This window comes from Yinghuangia aomiensis, from assembly GCF_039542225.1.
GTDB classification, from domain to species: Bacteria; Actinomycetota; Actinomycetes; order Streptomycetales; family Streptomycetaceae; genus Yinghuangia; species Yinghuangia aomiensis.
Map to the genome: position 1 here is coordinate 137,959 of NZ_BAABHS010000009.1, position 13,949 is coordinate 151,907.

General features: G+C 72.2%; 13 protein-coding genes. 4 read left to right on the forward strand and 9 right to left on the reverse strand.

Annotated features, from left to right (window positions below; genetic code table 11):
- Nucleotides 1-14: 14 nt before the first annotated feature.
- The 3 genes from ABEA93_RS14425 to ABEA93_RS14435 form a co-directional block, all read right to left on the reverse strand.
- Entirely contained in the window at nucleotides 15-2,804 is a 2,790-nt protein-coding gene (locus ABEA93_RS14425; RefSeq protein ID WP_345675897.1) for an immune inhibitor A domain-containing protein, read from the reverse strand.
- A gap of 224 nt (nucleotides 2,805-3,028) precedes the next feature.
- Nucleotides 3,029-3,769 carry a class I SAM-dependent methyltransferase gene (locus ABEA93_RS14430; protein WP_345675898.1) on the reverse strand — a complete coding sequence of 247 codons (741 nt, stop codon included), beginning with the start codon at nucleotides 3,767-3,769 and terminating at the stop codon, nucleotides 3,029-3,031.
- Between the two features lie 114 nt (nucleotides 3,770-3,883).
- Nucleotides 3,884-4,249 (reverse strand): hypothetical protein, encoded by a 366-nt coding sequence (locus tag ABEA93_RS14435; protein ID WP_345676042.1) that lies wholly within the window; start codon nucleotides 4,247-4,249, stop codon nucleotides 3,884-3,886.
- Here ABEA93_RS14435 and ABEA93_RS14440 point away from each other — a divergent pair.
- The gene (locus tag ABEA93_RS14440; protein ID WP_345675899.1) at nucleotides 4,134-4,562 is read left to right on the forward strand and encodes an NUDIX domain-containing protein; all 429 of its coding nucleotides are present in this window, start codon (nucleotides 4,134-4,136) and stop codon (nucleotides 4,560-4,562) included. The genes ABEA93_RS14435 and ABEA93_RS14440 overlap by 116 nt on opposite strands.
- A gap of 79 nt (nucleotides 4,563-4,641) precedes the next feature.
- On the opposite strand, the gene ABEA93_RS14445 is transcribed toward ABEA93_RS14440, so the two are convergent.
- The gene (locus tag ABEA93_RS14445) at nucleotides 4,642-4,962 is read right to left on the reverse strand and encodes a hypothetical protein (protein ID WP_345675900.1); all 321 of its coding nucleotides are present in this window, start codon (nucleotides 4,960-4,962) and stop codon (nucleotides 4,642-4,644) included.
- Nucleotides 4,963-5,092: 130 nt separating this feature from the next.
- Nucleotides 5,093-6,304, reverse strand: coding sequence for an exodeoxyribonuclease VII large subunit (gene xseA, locus ABEA93_RS14450; protein ID WP_345675901.1), 1,212 nt, complete (start codon nucleotides 6,302-6,304; stop codon nucleotides 5,093-5,095).
- A gap of 88 nt (nucleotides 6,305-6,392) precedes the next feature.
- Between xseA and ABEA93_RS14455 the strand changes: the two genes are divergently transcribed.
- Nucleotides 6,393-7,355: a 4-hydroxy-3-methylbut-2-enyl diphosphate reductase gene (locus ABEA93_RS14455; protein WP_345675902.1), complete on the forward strand. Its 963-nt coding sequence runs from the start codon at nucleotides 6,393-6,395 to the stop codon at nucleotides 7,353-7,355.
- Between the two features lie 433 nt (nucleotides 7,356-7,788).
- Here ABEA93_RS14455 and ABEA93_RS14460 read toward each other — a convergent pair whose 3' ends face one another.
- The 4 genes from ABEA93_RS14460 to ABEA93_RS14475 all read right to left on the reverse strand — a co-directional run bounded on the left by ABEA93_RS14460 (nucleotide 7,789) and on the right by ABEA93_RS14475 (nucleotide 11,495).
- On the reverse strand, nucleotides 7,789-8,691 hold the full coding sequence (locus ABEA93_RS14460) for a DUF6542 domain-containing protein (protein WP_345675903.1): 903 nt from the start codon (nucleotides 8,689-8,691) through the stop codon (nucleotides 7,789-7,791).
- Between the two features lie 56 nt (nucleotides 8,692-8,747).
- Entirely contained in the window at nucleotides 8,748-10,166 is a 1,419-nt protein-coding gene (locus tag ABEA93_RS14465) for a DNA recombination protein RmuC (RefSeq protein ID WP_345675904.1), read from the reverse strand.
- Between the two features lie 196 nt (nucleotides 10,167-10,362).
- Nucleotides 10,363-11,166, reverse strand: a complete 804-nt coding sequence (locus ABEA93_RS14470; protein WP_345675905.1) for a hypothetical protein — start codon at nucleotides 11,164-11,166, stop codon at nucleotides 10,363-10,365.
- 65 nt (nucleotides 11,167-11,231) lie between these two features.
- Nucleotides 11,232-11,495, reverse strand: a complete 264-nt coding sequence (locus tag ABEA93_RS14475; RefSeq protein ID WP_345675906.1) for a hypothetical protein — start codon at nucleotides 11,493-11,495, stop codon at nucleotides 11,232-11,234.
- Between the two features lie 169 nt (nucleotides 11,496-11,664).
- Between ABEA93_RS14475 and ychF the strand changes: the two genes are divergently transcribed.
- Complete coding sequence (gene ychF, locus ABEA93_RS14480) at nucleotides 11,665-12,738, forward strand: redox-regulated ATPase YchF (protein ID WP_345675907.1); 1,074 nt, start codon at nucleotides 11,665-11,667, stop codon at nucleotides 12,736-12,738.
- Between the two features lie 103 nt (nucleotides 12,739-12,841).
- A complete protein-coding gene (locus ABEA93_RS14485) occupies nucleotides 12,842-13,945 on the forward strand; it encodes a LamG-like jellyroll fold domain-containing protein (RefSeq protein ID WP_345675908.1) in 1,104 nt (367 codons plus the stop codon).
- The last annotated feature ends 4 nt before the right edge of the window (nucleotides 13,946-13,949 follow it).

Here is a 13,949-nt window from a genome sequence, read left to right on the forward strand (position 1 = left end):
CAGCCTATGCGGCGCTACCGACGGGCCGGCGCGACGTCGACCAGCGCGCCGCGGCCGGCGTCGCGGGGGTCGAGGAAGCGGACGACGCGCACCGTGACGCCGTAGGCCCGGTCCGGGCCCGGGTCGCCGGTGCCGAGGACCGAGCCGCCCCACTTCTCGCCGTAGTGGGCGGTGTCGGGGGTGCCGTCCGGGAGCACGACGCGGGTCGAGTAGGGCCCGCGTGCGGGGACGACGGTGCTGCCGTCCCGGAATCGCTCCAGCGGGGTGTCCCCGGAGTACTCGGCGCCGGCCGCCCATCCGCGGGCGTCGGTGAACTCCGGGATGCCGGGCAGGGCCGGGAAGTCCTGGCACCAGGTGCCCGCGCTGTGGCACGCGGTGAACGGCAGCGTGGCGGCGGGGGCGAACGCCGCGTTCGACGACTGCGCGCGGTTCTCCAGGTTCTTGAACGGGTTGCGGACGCTCGGCGGGTAGTGCGCCCCGGCCTCGCCGCTCCAGCGCAGCGGGTCGAAGTGCGCGTCGACGAGCAGGACCTGGCCCTTGGGGCCGTGGCTCGGCGGGTTGTCGAGCCCGAACCGGACGCCGTTGTTCTGGTACTCGGCGTCGCGCAGCCACACCAGAAGACCGGGGGCGTTGTAGGGCACGCGCGCGATCTGCGTGCCGTCGGTGCCGCTGCGGACCGTGGTGTAGGCGTACTTCAGGCCCTCGTCGAAGCCGGTCGGGGCGCGCCACTCCAGCAGGTAGTACTGCTCGCGTTCGAGCGTGCCGGACGTGCGGGACCAGCCCGCGCCGCGGGTGATCGTGGACGTGCCGCCGACCGGGCTCCAGCCGTTGTCGCCCTGCTCGGCGTCGTCGGTCCACACCGTCGCGCCGTCCGCTTCGAGGCTGAAGTCGTCGGCGAACCAGCCGCGTTCCTGGAGGGCGGCGTCGGTCATGACGCCGAGGCGAAGGCGCACGGTGGTGCCGGCGTAGGGGGTGAGGTCGACGTGGTCGTGGCGCCAGCCGCCGCTGCTGCCGGTGAGGCCGTTCGTCTTGCGGAACTCGGCGAGGTTGCGGTTGGGGTCGGGGTAGTCCGGCGGAGTGGACACCAGCGTGCCCTGCGCGTCGCGGACGGGGAGCGGGGACCAGGTGCGGCCGCCGTCGGCGGAGGCTTCGACGAAGCCGTAGTCCCAGTCCTGTTCGATGACGTAGTCGTTCCACAGGGAGAAGGTCGCCTGGGCGGCGGCGGGCACGGCGATGTCGCGCACGATCGCGGTGTCGGCCCATTCCTGGTCGCGGCCGGAGTACCACATGCCGGTGCCGGAGTGCGGGGTGCCGATGCGGGTGGTCTTGGGCGGCAGGTCGACCCGTACCGAATCCCTCAGCCCGGGCGCCGGTTTGGCGGCGGCGCCGAGTGCGACGGGGCGGGACCGGCCGTCTACGGGGACGGTCTGCGGGTCCGTCCAGCCGAGCACGTACTTCGACCAGGCGCCCATGTGTGTGGGCATCGTCTGGAACAGCGGTCCGGCATGCGAGCCGGACGACATCAAGTCCCAGAAGTCGACGTCGGTTTCGCCGCCGCTGAAGTTGTCGTAGAGGTCCGGGAGGCCGAGGTCGTGGCCGAACTCGTGGGCGAAGACGCCGACTCCGGAGTCCTCGGGCTGCACGATGTAGTTCGCGACCTTGAGGCTGGTACCCGGGATGGCGTGGCCGCCAAGCACGTTGCTTGCGTGCGCCCAGATGGCGTACGTGCCTTCCGTGCCGCCGCCCGCGGACTTGTCGCGTCCGGCATGGACGAGGACCAAGTGGTCGACCACGCCGTCGGGTTCGTCGACGTTGCCGTCGTGGTCGGCGTCGCTGATGTCCTCGTGGTCGTAGTCGGCCCATGGGAAATCGGGGCGGGCCGTGGCGAGCGCGTCGACGGCGTCGATCGCGAACTGGCGTACGCCGCGCGGGTTGTCGGGGTGGCCGCTGTTGTCCTGGCGGGCGTTGCCGCACTTGCCGGCCGCGTACCAGGCTTCGGAGTGCGGGACGGTGACCCAGCCGACCGCTTCGCCGCCGACGCGGTACTTGCCGTGCGACATCTCGTTGTACATCGCGCGCATGGTCAGCCCGGACACGTCGACGCCGGGCTTGCCGTCGGGGCCGGTCAGGTCCGGGCGGATGCGCTCGGTCAGGCCGCGGTCGGAGTACAGCATCGCGTTGTAGTGGTCGGGGGAGAAGTCCGGCACCCAGAGGGTGTTGTTGTCGGGCTTGGCGGCTTTTGCGGGGTCGGGGAGCCGGTTGTGCCGCGGCCCTTTCATCAGGGTGCCGGGAGGTTCGGTGACGCACGTGGGATCGGCGACGCTCGTCGGCCGCTCATAGCCGGAGAAGTCGTCGTCCGCCCGGTCGTTGAACTCGACCAGGATCGTGAGGAGCTTCGCGTCGCGGGGTTGGCCCGGGGTGCGTCCGGCCTGGAGGTCCCGTGCGTCGAGGAGGGCGCGGGGAGTGCGTCCGGTGGCGGTGGACTCGGCTTCGACGGCGGCGAGGGCGCGGGCGGCCGGCGGATTGCCGTCCGCGAACTTGCGGTCGAGGTCGCGGGCTCGCCGGTCGGCCTGCCTGATGCGAGATTGCGCAGCATTGTCCACAGGCTGTGGATAATTCGGGTCGGGTGGAAGGTCGTCCCGAGGGGCCACGTAGTTGACGTAGTCGTCGGCGGCGGAGGGGTGCCAGACGGCTTTGGTGGTGTCCGTGCCGCCGATCGACGCGGCGGGGGCGGGCAGGGCGGCCAAGGCCAGCGTCGTCGCCAGCGTGGCAATGGCCGTGCCCAGGGCGGAAGTTCTCCGCATCCGGCGGGTGGCTGGGGATCCGGTTCGGCGCATGGCGGCCCTTCGCGGCGGCGGCGCACACCGCACGGAGCACGCCGCAGGGGCGGGTGAAGCCCGACGCTAGATCGCCCGGCGGGCGCCGCCGGGGAAGGGGACGGGTACGCGCCGGTCGGGTCACCCGGATGGCGGATGGCCTCGTCGGTTCGGCCCGTTGTTCGGGTCGGCCCACCGGGCCGGCCTGGCGGTCAGAGGTCGGCGATGACGAGCCGGTAGCCGCCGTCGAAGGTGTCGCGGCCGAGCAGGTCGGCGTGGCGCTCGTGCCACACGCCCGACGCGAGGTCGTCGGCAAGGCGGGCCAGGCCCGGGCGGATGGCGTCCTCGCCGGACTGGGCGAGCATCGAGATGCCGGCCCGCACCGTCGGGTCGAGGTAGGCCTCCGGGCGGCGCCAGAAGGCGGCGCCGAAACCGTCCGTGCAGTCGTGCGGAACCGGCACCTCCTCGACCCGGGCGCCACCCAGCAGCGCGGCCAACCGGTCGACGGGGACGGCCCGTTCGTCGTCGAAGGCGATTACTTCCGGCAAGTACTCGTCCAGCAGCCAGAACGTGCGCGTGACCGTCTGGTCCCAGGTGAAGACGACCACCCGCCGCCGCGCGATCCGCCGCAACTCCGCGATCCCGGACTCCAGATCGCTCCAGTGGTGCACGGTCAGCAACGCCATCACCGCATCGGCCGCATCGTCCTCGACGGGGATGGCCTCCGCCGAGGCTTGTATCGCCGGGGCGGAGTCAGGCGGCCGTTGGGCGATCATGACCGCGCTGGGCTCGACGGCAAGGACGGTCTGCGGGGGCTCGTAGGAGCCGGACCCGGCACCCACATTGATCACGCTGACGGCGTCACCGAGAGCCGCGTGGATCTGCGCGGTGATCCGCGGGTCGGGGCGTCGAGTGGTGGCGTAGGTGGCGCCGATGCGGTCATACGTCGTCATGGTGAGAGTATTCGCGGGACCAACTCGCTGATGGGGTTGGGGTGATCGACGTCACCGCACCATCGGGCCCCAGCACCGTGGCGCCACCGCACATCGAATCGGGTATCGACCGAATCAACCTCTCTCGATCGCCTCGAAGATGTCGGCATCGGTCTCTTGCTGCCACTTGGGGAGATCCGGCCAGTCGGCGACATACCCCGACTTGGGGTTCTCGAAGTGCCTGTACATCTGGGCGGTCCAGCAGGTGGCGACGAAACGGCTCGTCTGTTCGCGTGACAGGCGGGCAGCGTGTCCGCCGCTGACCTCGACGAACTGGCGGACCTGCGCGTAGACCGAGCCTGCGGCCTGGCGTTCCCATTCCGGAGTGTCGTCCCAGGGCGTCACGTATCCGGGTTTCGGCTCCCTTGGGAAGTGCTGGCGCACACCTGCGATCCAAGCTTCCCTGAAGCGACGTGCACCCTCGGTACCCGGGGAGTCGATCCTCGAATGCGCAGCGCGCGAACTGAAGGAGGAGTCGGGGGCAACCGCTGTCGAGCTGAGGCCACTCGGAGACTTTGCCATCACGCTCGGATCGACGGCCCGGGTCCACCTCTACGAGGCCCGCGGGCTCACACTCGGTCCGCAAGAACTGACCGCCAGCGAGACCGATTTCCAGCTCACCTGGTGGACCATGGCTGACGCGGTGGATGCCGCGGTCAACGGCCGTTTCCTCCTGCCGGCCGGGCCGTTGGCGCTTTTCATGGCTTCCCGTCAGGAGTCTGATGCGGGTTGGGTTCCGGCTCCGGGTCACTGAAACCGGGTAGTGGGCCGAGCGGGGGGACGTACCTGATCGGCAGGCGAGGACGGCGTCCTCGCCGTCGAGCCTGGGTCTCTCAGCGCGCCGCGGCCGTGCCGCGGCGCGCAACCGAACGAGGTTCGTAGGCCTTAGCCGGCAGCGGATGACTGACGGCGGGGTTTGTTGCGCGGCGCCGCCTTGGCGGCGCCGCGCAACGATTGGGGCTTTTTGACGTGGTGGCGGATGGCTGAGCCTTGGACCCGAAATTGGGCCACGACGACGAAGAGTTCGTGCGGGGGCGCTTTGATCGGCGGGCGAGGATGGCGAAGCCTTCGAGCCCGAAACGTTCGGCGCGCCGCGGCTTTGCCGCGGCGCGCACCTGGTCGTCGTCTTTGGGCCCGAGCGTCACCACGGCCAACCCGGCTGTCCTCGCGCGTCCCGGAGCCCGGGTCTTGAGCCGTCGAGTCGAGTGTGCGGAATTGGCTTCGGCGGCCGGCGATGATGACGAAGTCTTCGAGCCTCCCCACCAGAGCCTTCCCCCGCCGCGGCTACTGCCCCTCCACCACCACGTTGATCCGGCCCGCCGACACTCGGGCCGTCAGCTTCTCGCCCGCGTCGACGTCGTCCGGGCTGCGGACGGCCTGGCCGCTCTCCTTCTGCAGGACGGCATAGCCGCGTTCCAGCGTGGCCGCGGGGGACAGGGCCACGACGCGGGCCCGGGTGTGCTCCAGGTCGGTGGCGGCGTGCTCGAGGCGGTGGCGCAGGGTGCGGCGGGAGCGGTCGAGGAGGGTGTCGAGTTCGGATTCGCGCGATTCGACCATGCCGTACGGGTCGGCCAGGACCGGACGGGTGCGGACCGAGGCCAGGCCGTGTTCCTCGCGGTCGAGGCGCATCGCGATGGTGTGGCGGGCCCGGTCGCGGAGCTGCGTGATGCGCGCGGTCTCCTCGCCGACGTCGGGGACGATGCGTTTGGCGGCGTCCGTGGGGGTGGAGGCGCGCAGGTCGGCGACCAGGTCGAGGAGCGGGGTGTCGGGTTCGTGCCCGATCGCACTCACCACCGGGGTCCGGCAGCGGAAGACCGTGCGGATCAACTGCTCGTCGGAGAACGGGAGGAGGTCTTCGACGCTGCCGCCGCCGCGGGCCACCACGATCAGGTCGATGTCCGGGTGCGCGTCCAATTCCTCGATCGCGGCGGTCACTTGCGCCACCGCGGAGACGCCCTGCACGGCGACGTTGCGGACATCGAACTGCACCGCGGGCCACCGGTGCTTCGCGTTCTGCAGGACGTCCCGCTCGGCAGCGCTCGCTCGGCCGCACACCAGCCCGATGCGGTGCGGCAGGAACGGCAACGGCTTCTTGTGCCGCGGATCGAACAAGCCTTCGGTGCCGAGCGTCCGCTTGAGCTGCTCCAGCCGGGCCAGCAACTCGCCGATGCCGACCGGGCGGATCTCGGTCGCGCGCAGTGACAACGTGCCGCGCGGGGCGTACCACTCCGGCTTGGCCAGCACCACGACGCGGGCACCCTCGGTCACCACGTCGGCGACCGCGTCGAACACCCGGCGGTAGCAGGTCACCGAGATCGACACGTCGTGCGACGGGTCGCGCAGCACCATGAACACCACACCCGCACCGGGCCGCCGGCTGAGCTGGGTGATCTGCCCTTCGACCCACACCGCGCCGAGACGGTCGATCCACCCCCCGATGAGGCGCGAGATCTCGGAGACCGGGACGGGCGATTCCGCGGAGGTATTCAGCGCCATGCGGCCACATTACGGGCCGACCCCGACACTTTGGGTCACCCCCCGGCGCCCGGGGCCGCAGCGCGCCCGCGCCCGTACGATGGACACCATGACTGAGCACCCCCGCCGCGTCCTGCTCGCCGCCCCCCGTGGCTACTGCGCGGGCGTGGACCGGGCCGTCGTCACCGTCGAGAAGGCCCTCGAGCTGTACGGGCCGCCGGTGTACGTCCGCAAGGAGATCGTCCACAACAAGTACGTCGTCCAGACCCTGCGCAACCGCGGTGCGATCTTCGTCGACGAGACCGAAGAGGTCCCCGAGGGCGCCACCGTGATCTTCTCCGCGCACGGCGTCGCGCCGATCGTGCACGACGAGGCCGCCGACCGCGGCCTCAAGACCATCGACGCGACGTGTCCGCTGGTCACCAAGGTGCACAAGGAAGCCGTCCGCTTCGCCGAGGAGGACTACGACATCCTCCTCATCGGCCACGAAGGCCACGAGGAGGTCATCGGCACCACCGGCGAGGCCCCCGACCACATCACCCTGGTCGACGGCCCCGACGATGTCGCGGACGTCGAGGTGCGCGACCCGTCCAAGGTGGTGTGGCTCTCCCAGACCACGCTGTCGGTGGACGAGACGCTCGCCACGGTCGACGCGCTCAAGACCAAGTTCCCGCTGCTGCAGAGCCCGCCCAGCGACGACATCTGCTACGCGACGCAGAACCGCCAGGTCGCGGTCAAGCAGATCGCCGCCGAGGCCGACCTGGTCGTGGTGGTGGGCTCGAAGAACTCGTCGAACTCGGTGCGCCTGGTCGAGGTCGCGCTGGAGGCCGGCGCGAGCGCGTCCTACCTGGTGGACGGCGCCGACGAGATCGACCCGGCGTGGCTCGACGGCGTCGGCACGGTCGGTGTGACCAGCGGCGCGTCGGTCCCCGAGGTCCTCGTCGACGGCGTCCTGGAGTGGCTCGCACAGCACGGCTTCGAGGACGTGCGCGTGCACAGCGCGATCGAGGAGAAGCTGACGTTCTCGCTGCCGCAGGAACTGAAGCGGGACATGAAGGCGGCCCAGGGCTGAGCTGAAACCCGACCGACGGGCCGGCCGAGGCCGGGCCGCCCGCGGCAGATCACGTGAAAGCCCGCGCGAACCCCGGACTGAACGGGGGCGCGGGCTTTCGTGTGGGCGGTACCGGGCAAGGGTGAGCGGGGCCTGGTGGCCGCGTGCGGAAGGTTTCGTGCGGCCCGCTCGAGAGCCGGGGGCGGGCTGGGGTGACAGGCCGGGAAAACTCCGGGCGATCCCCTGCCGCGTGTGAGGGGCCGCGCGCCGAATGCTGCGGCACCGCGGCGTATCGACCTCGGCGCGAGGGGGCGGGGGGCGGGGTGGGGCCGGTTGACCGGTTTCGCACGCCGACGACCTGCGCCCCGGCCGTTCGAGTCACGGTTCCTGCGGGTGTCCGCGGCGGATTCGCTCGCTTCCGGCGGGCCGAACCACCTCGGCTCCGGCCGTCCCGTCAGGGTTCGCGCGGGTTTTCCCGGGGGCGGTGGGGAGCCTCGCTCTCGGGCGCGCGCGGCATTTCGGCGGCGGGGGGTGGGGACTGCGGAGGGCGGGGTGGGCGGGTGTCGCGGGGGGTCCGCGGGTCGCGCGGGAGTGTGCGGGGGGACCGCGGGTCGCGGCGGTCGGGGGCGTTGCGGTCCGGTCGTTCGGGCCGGTTCCGGTCACGCGGGTCTCGGGCGGTCCGCGGGCCGGGGGACGACTCTCCGTCGCGTTCGGCGCGTTTGCGGACCAGGACGACGGCCGCGGCCAGTGCCGTACCCGCGAACAGGATCCCGGCCTTGAAGGTCAGCGCGGTGAACACGTCCAGCCCGGTCCGCAGCAGGAAGTCCTCGCCGTTGTCGCTGGGGAACAGCACGCTCGTCGCGACCGCGGTCAGTGCGAACGCGATCGGCGGCGCGATGACCGCGGCGACCAGGTCGCGCGGCCGGGTCTTGACCGCCACCAGCACGCAGACGGCCAGGAAGACCGTGCCGAACAGCGTCCCCAGGGTGTCCGTGAGCAGCTCGTTGAGTACGCCGCCGAGCAGCGCGCCCGCGGTCAGGACCACGAAGGCCCCCGGTGCCGTCAGCCCCACACCACCGGGCCGCGGACGGCGCTCGCCCGCGCGGGCCGGCCGGGACCGCGGACTCGCCGCGCCCGGGGCCGCGGGCAGCGGCTGCGGCGCCCCCGGCCCGGAACCCCGGCGGGATGCCCCGCGGTGTTCGGGCGGCACGGGTGCCCCGGGCTCGGGCACGCCCGACGATGCGTCGGAAGGACGGCGGCGGCGCACGGGTTCACTCCGTCCGGGCGCGGGCACGGCCGACCGCCGCGCCGACGCGGCGCCGCCCGAAGCCGGACGGGCTCGGCTGCGTTGATTCACATATCAACGTTATGTGTACAACCTGCTGCAAAGCGGTGAAGAACACGCGCATGTCGTTACCCGATTCCCTCCCCTAGCCGGACCGGCCCGTCCGATTGGCCCTGCTCACCGCCGTTCGGATCACGGCCCGCGTTCCGGTCGGCGTGGCCCGTCCCGTCGGCCCGGGCCCCGTGCTCCGGGGGTCCGTTTCCGTCCCCGCCCCCGCCTCGATCGGCTCCCTCGCTCCGCGTCACCGCCGGGAAAGCCGCTTCCTCGATCCGTGGCAGCGAACGCAGCCGATTGCCCTCGTCGGCCGACGCCACCAGCTCCGGTGCGGAAAGCGCGCGGGCCGTCGTCTCGACCTGGCCCGGCGACGTCAGGTCGTCCTCGACCAGCTTGAGGTCCCGCATCCGCCGCGCGCTCACCAGCACGCGGGCCTCCAGCGACCCCACCGTGCGGTTGTACGCGCCGACCGCGCCGGTCAGCGACCGCCCCAGCCGGTCCAGGTGCTCGCCGAGGTTGCCGAGCCGGTCGTACAGCTCGCGGCCGAGTTCGAACACCTCGCGTGCGCCGTCGGCCAGCGCGTCCTGGCTCCATGCGTACGCGACCGTGCGCAGCAGCGCGATCAGCGTCGTCGGGGTGGCCAGCACGACCTTGCGCGACGCCGCGTACTCCAGCAGCCCCGGCTCCTGCTCCAGCGCCTGCGCCAGGAACGCCTCGCCCGGCACGAAGAGCACGACGAACTCCGGCGTCGGCTGGATCTTCTGCCAGTACGCCTTTCCGCCGAGCTGGTCGACGTGCGTGCGGAGCTGGCGGGCGTGTGCGGTGAGGCGCTCGGTGCGCACCGCGTCGTCGCCGGTCTCCGCGGCGTCGAGGAACGCGGCGAGCGGCACCTTCGCGTCGACCACGACGTGCTTGCCGCCCGCGAGGTGGACCACCATGTCGGGGCGGAACACGCCGTCGTCGGTGGACACCGAGGCCTGGGTGTCGAAGTCGCAGCGCTCGACGAGGCCGGCCACCTCCACCGCACGCCGCAGGTGCATTTCGCCCCAGCGTCCGCGCACGTCGGGGCGGCGGAGGGCGGTGACCAGGGAGGCGGTCTCGCGGCGGAGCTGCTCGCCGGCGTTGCGCACGTCGTCGATCTGCCGGGTCAGCGCGGCCTGTGCGGCGGCGCGGGCGCGCTCCAGTTCGCCGAGGCGGCCGTCGAGCTTGTCGAGGGTCTCGCGGATCGGGTCGCCCGCGATCCGGAAGCGGTGGTCGGCCAGCTCCAGGAACTGCGCGTTGCTGCGGGCGAGCGCGTCCGCGGACAGCGCTTTGAACCGCTCGCCGAGCTGCTCCTGCGCGCGCTCCGCCAGGTCCGCGGCGTCGAGGGCGGACGCCCGCTCGGCCTCCAGCCGGGCGATCCGCGCACTCGACTGACCGCGGCTCCACAGCACACCCAGCAGCGCACCGACGGCGAGCCCGATGAGCAGCAGCAACACGGCGGTGACATCCATACCGTTCATCCTTGCGGGTCAACGGCCACGGGCGACACTCGCCGCGCCGGACCGAGGGACGCGGGGGAAGGCCCGCGACGGGCGGTCGGCGGGCAGAGCCGGGCCGCGGAGCGGGCGGACGAGCGCAACGGCGCCGTCGTCCGGGAAGCGGCGGACGGGCGCGGTGTCGGTCCGGGGCCCTCGGCCCTCGCCGGCCCTACCGCCCCCCGCCTCCGAACGCGTTCCCCGGTCCCGAGTGCGGGCCCTGCTGCTGTCCCGGGTACGGAGCGGGTGCGGTGCCGTACGGGCCCGGCTGTGCGGTCGGCGGCATGCCGTAGGGCTGGGGCTGGGGTGCTGCCGGACCACCGTAGGGGCCCTGCTGCGGCACGCCGGGCGCGCCGTAAGACCCGGGCTGCGGGCCGCCCGCCACCCCGAACGGCACCCCGCCGAACGGGTTCCCCGCCTGCTGCGCAGCCCGCGCCGCCGCCTCCTGGGCGTCGAGGGCCTGCAGCCGCTGGAGCGGTGCGCGCGAGCCCTTCGCTTCGAACGGAATGTGCCAGGGCGCTGCCGCGTCGCGGATGTCGCGGGCGAACCACGGCAGCATCTCCGCCTCGACGAAGTTCACCGTGTGCTTGAGCGTCCCGCCCGCCCGCAGCTGCGCGCGCAGGGCGAAGCTGCTCGGTGATTCGCCGCTGCCCTGGCGCAGCTTGACCGTGACCGCGGCGATGTCGCCCCACGCGGCCGACCGGTTCTTCGTCATGCCGTACAGCACGAGCCCCTGCGCGGAGATCGCGATGCGCCGGTGCTTGTACACGTAGAACGCCAGCACCGGGATCAGTGCCAGCGGGACCGCCAGCCCGGTCATCGCGCCCTTCGGCAGCCCGGTGCTGTCCGCGATGTCGGCCATGTCCATCGGCATCAGCAGCAGCGGGATCGCCGCCGCGAACAGCAGCTTGCCGAACTTCTCGCCCTGCCACAGAACGTAGTCCGGGTGCGTTTCCCGGTTCCCCGTGCCACTCATACGGTCATCCCCGAGGTGTCGTCGACGTGCGCGCCGAAGCCCCCTTGCGCGGTGTGCGCGAGAGCCTACTTCCGCGACGTTCGGGCGCGGCAGCGGGTTGCCGCCGATGAGCCCACGAGCAGGACTCCGGCGGCGAGCAGTGCCGCGCCGAGGACGAGCAGCTTCGTCCGGTCGCCGTAGGAATCGTCCGCAGCCGCCACGAAAGCGGCGACGGATACACCGATGGCCACCACCCCGAGGACGGCGTTGCCGAGGATCCGGCCGATCCGCAGCCCCTGCCGCACCACGTGGTCCGGGCAGGCCACCCGGTTCATGCGTGTTCCGGCCATCACCCACCCCCGTGTCGCGATGTGCCGCGCAGCGCAGCCCTCGCGGCCGGCCCCGGACCAGGCCCGCGGCCGCGGGCCGAGGCCTGTCGGCCGGTCGATAGACTGAAGCAAGGTATGGCCGTGTCCCGGCCGCCCTCCACCCGAACTCATCACCCCCAGGGAAGCCACGTTGTCGCTCACCATCGGAATCGTCGGTCTGCCCAACGTCGGCAAGTCCACCCTGTTCAACGCGCTCACCAAGAACAGCGTGCTCGCCGCGAACTACCCGTTCGCGACGATCGAGCCGAACGTCGGTGTCGTGGGTGTGCCGGACGAACGCCTCCACAAGCTCGCGGAGATCTTCGGTTCGCAGAAGGTCCTCCCGGCCACGGTCGACTTCGTCGACATCGCGGGCATCGTCAAGGGGGCCTCGGAGGGTGAGGGCCTGGGCAACAAGTTCCTCGCGAACATCCGCGAGTCGGACGCGATCTGCCAGGTCATCCGGGTCTTCACCGACCCCGACGTGGTGCACGTCGACGGCAAGGTCTCGCCGCGGGACGACATGGAGACCATCAACACCGAGCTGATCCTCGCCGACCTGCAGACCATCGAGAAGGTCCTGCCGCGCCTGCAGAAGGAATCCCGGCTCAGGAAGGAGTCCGCGGAGGCCGCCAAGGCCGTCGAGGAAGCCCAGAAGGTGCTGGAGAGCGGCCGGACGATCTTCGCCGCCGGCCTGGACTCCGCGCCGCTGCGCGAACTCCACCTGCTGACCGCGAAGCCGTTCCTCTATGTCTTCAACGTCGACGAGGAAGAGCTGGTCAACGAGGACCTCAAGGCCCAGCTCCGCGAGCTGGTCGCCCCGGCCGAGGCGATCTTCCTGGATGCCAAGATCGAGTCCGAGCTGATCGAGCTGCCCGACGACGAGGCCCTCGAACTCCTCCAGGGCATGGGCCAGGAGGAGTCCGGCCTGGCGCTGCTCGCCCGCGTCGGCTTCACCACCCTCGGCCTGCAGACCTACCTGACGGCCGGTCCCAAGGAAGCCCGCGCCTGGACGATCAAGAAGGGCGCCACCGCGCCCGAGGCCGCCGGCGTCATCCACACCGACTTCCAGCGCGGCTTCATCAAGGCCGAGGTCATCGCGTTCGACGACCTGGTCGAGACGGGCTCGCGCACCGAGGCCCGTGCCAAGGGCAAGGCCCGCATGGAAGGCAAGGACTACGTCATGCAGGACGGCGACGTGGTCGAATTCCGTTTCAACGTCTGACCGTTCGGCGGGGGGCGGGCTCCGCGGAGCCCGCCCTCCGGCGTTCGGCGGGGCCGGTGCCCGGCGCCCGGCGCGTGGCTCCGTATGGCTAGCATCGGCGCCCATGACGGGGAACTTGGAGCAGGGCTGGTATCCGGATCCGGCGGGGGTGCCGCACCGGCTGCGCTGGTGGGACGGAAGCGCCTGGACCGGGCGGACGAAAGACGAAGCGGACCCGGAAGACGGCCCCGAACCGGAGGCCGACGACCCGTTCCCCGCCGCGGCGCGAATACCGGCCGCCGAGACGGCCGCCGCCCCGCTGCTCGCCCCGGTCGCCCCGGTCCTGTTCGAGGCCGTGGAGCCGGACCGGGTGCGGCGGAGGGTCGTCACCGGAATCGCCGCCGTCGCCCTCGCCGCGGTTTCGGTGACCGGCGGCTACCTCTGGGGTGCGCACGGCAAGAGCAGCGGCACGACGGCCGAGCCCGTGGCGGTGCCCCCGGCATCGGCCCCTCCCGCGCCGCGGCCCGGGGCGCCCGCCGCGGAGTCGCCCGCGCCGGCCGCGTCCGGCAGCCCGGATGCCCCGCTCGTCCCGGTCACCGCGGGGCTCGTCGCCCGCTGGCGGCTGGACGAGAAGTCGGGGAGCACGGCGCAGGACGCAGCGGGCAGGCGTCCCGCGACGGTGGCCGGATCCGTGTCCTGGTCCGCCGACCGCGGCGGCAGCGCGGTGTTCGCGGGCAACGGCAGCCTCGCCACCGACGGTCCGGTGCTGGACACCGCCAAGAGCTTCACGGTGACCGCGTGGGCGAAACTCGCCGACACCGGCGGCCAGGGCATGGTCGTCGGCCAGGACGGCACCCAAGTCAGCGGTTTCTACCTGCACTTCAACCAGAACGCGAAGACATGGGCGTTCGCCCGGACCTCGAACGACGCGGCGAACCCGACGGCGTGGAGCACGGTCACCGCGCAGGCGCCGCCCAAGACGGGCGTGTGGACGCATCTCACCGGGACCTTCGACGCGGCGACATCGCGCATGGTCCTGTACGTCGACGGCGTCCTGCAGGGCGAACTCACCCACGCCGCTCCCTGGAGCGCCCAAGGCCCCTTCACGATCGGGCGCGCCACCAGCAACGTCGACCGGTTCCGCGGCTCCATCGCCGATGTCGAGGTCTTCGACCGGGTGCTGACCGCCGCCGAGGTACGCCAGTTGGCGACGCCGCCGAAGAGCTAGGGCG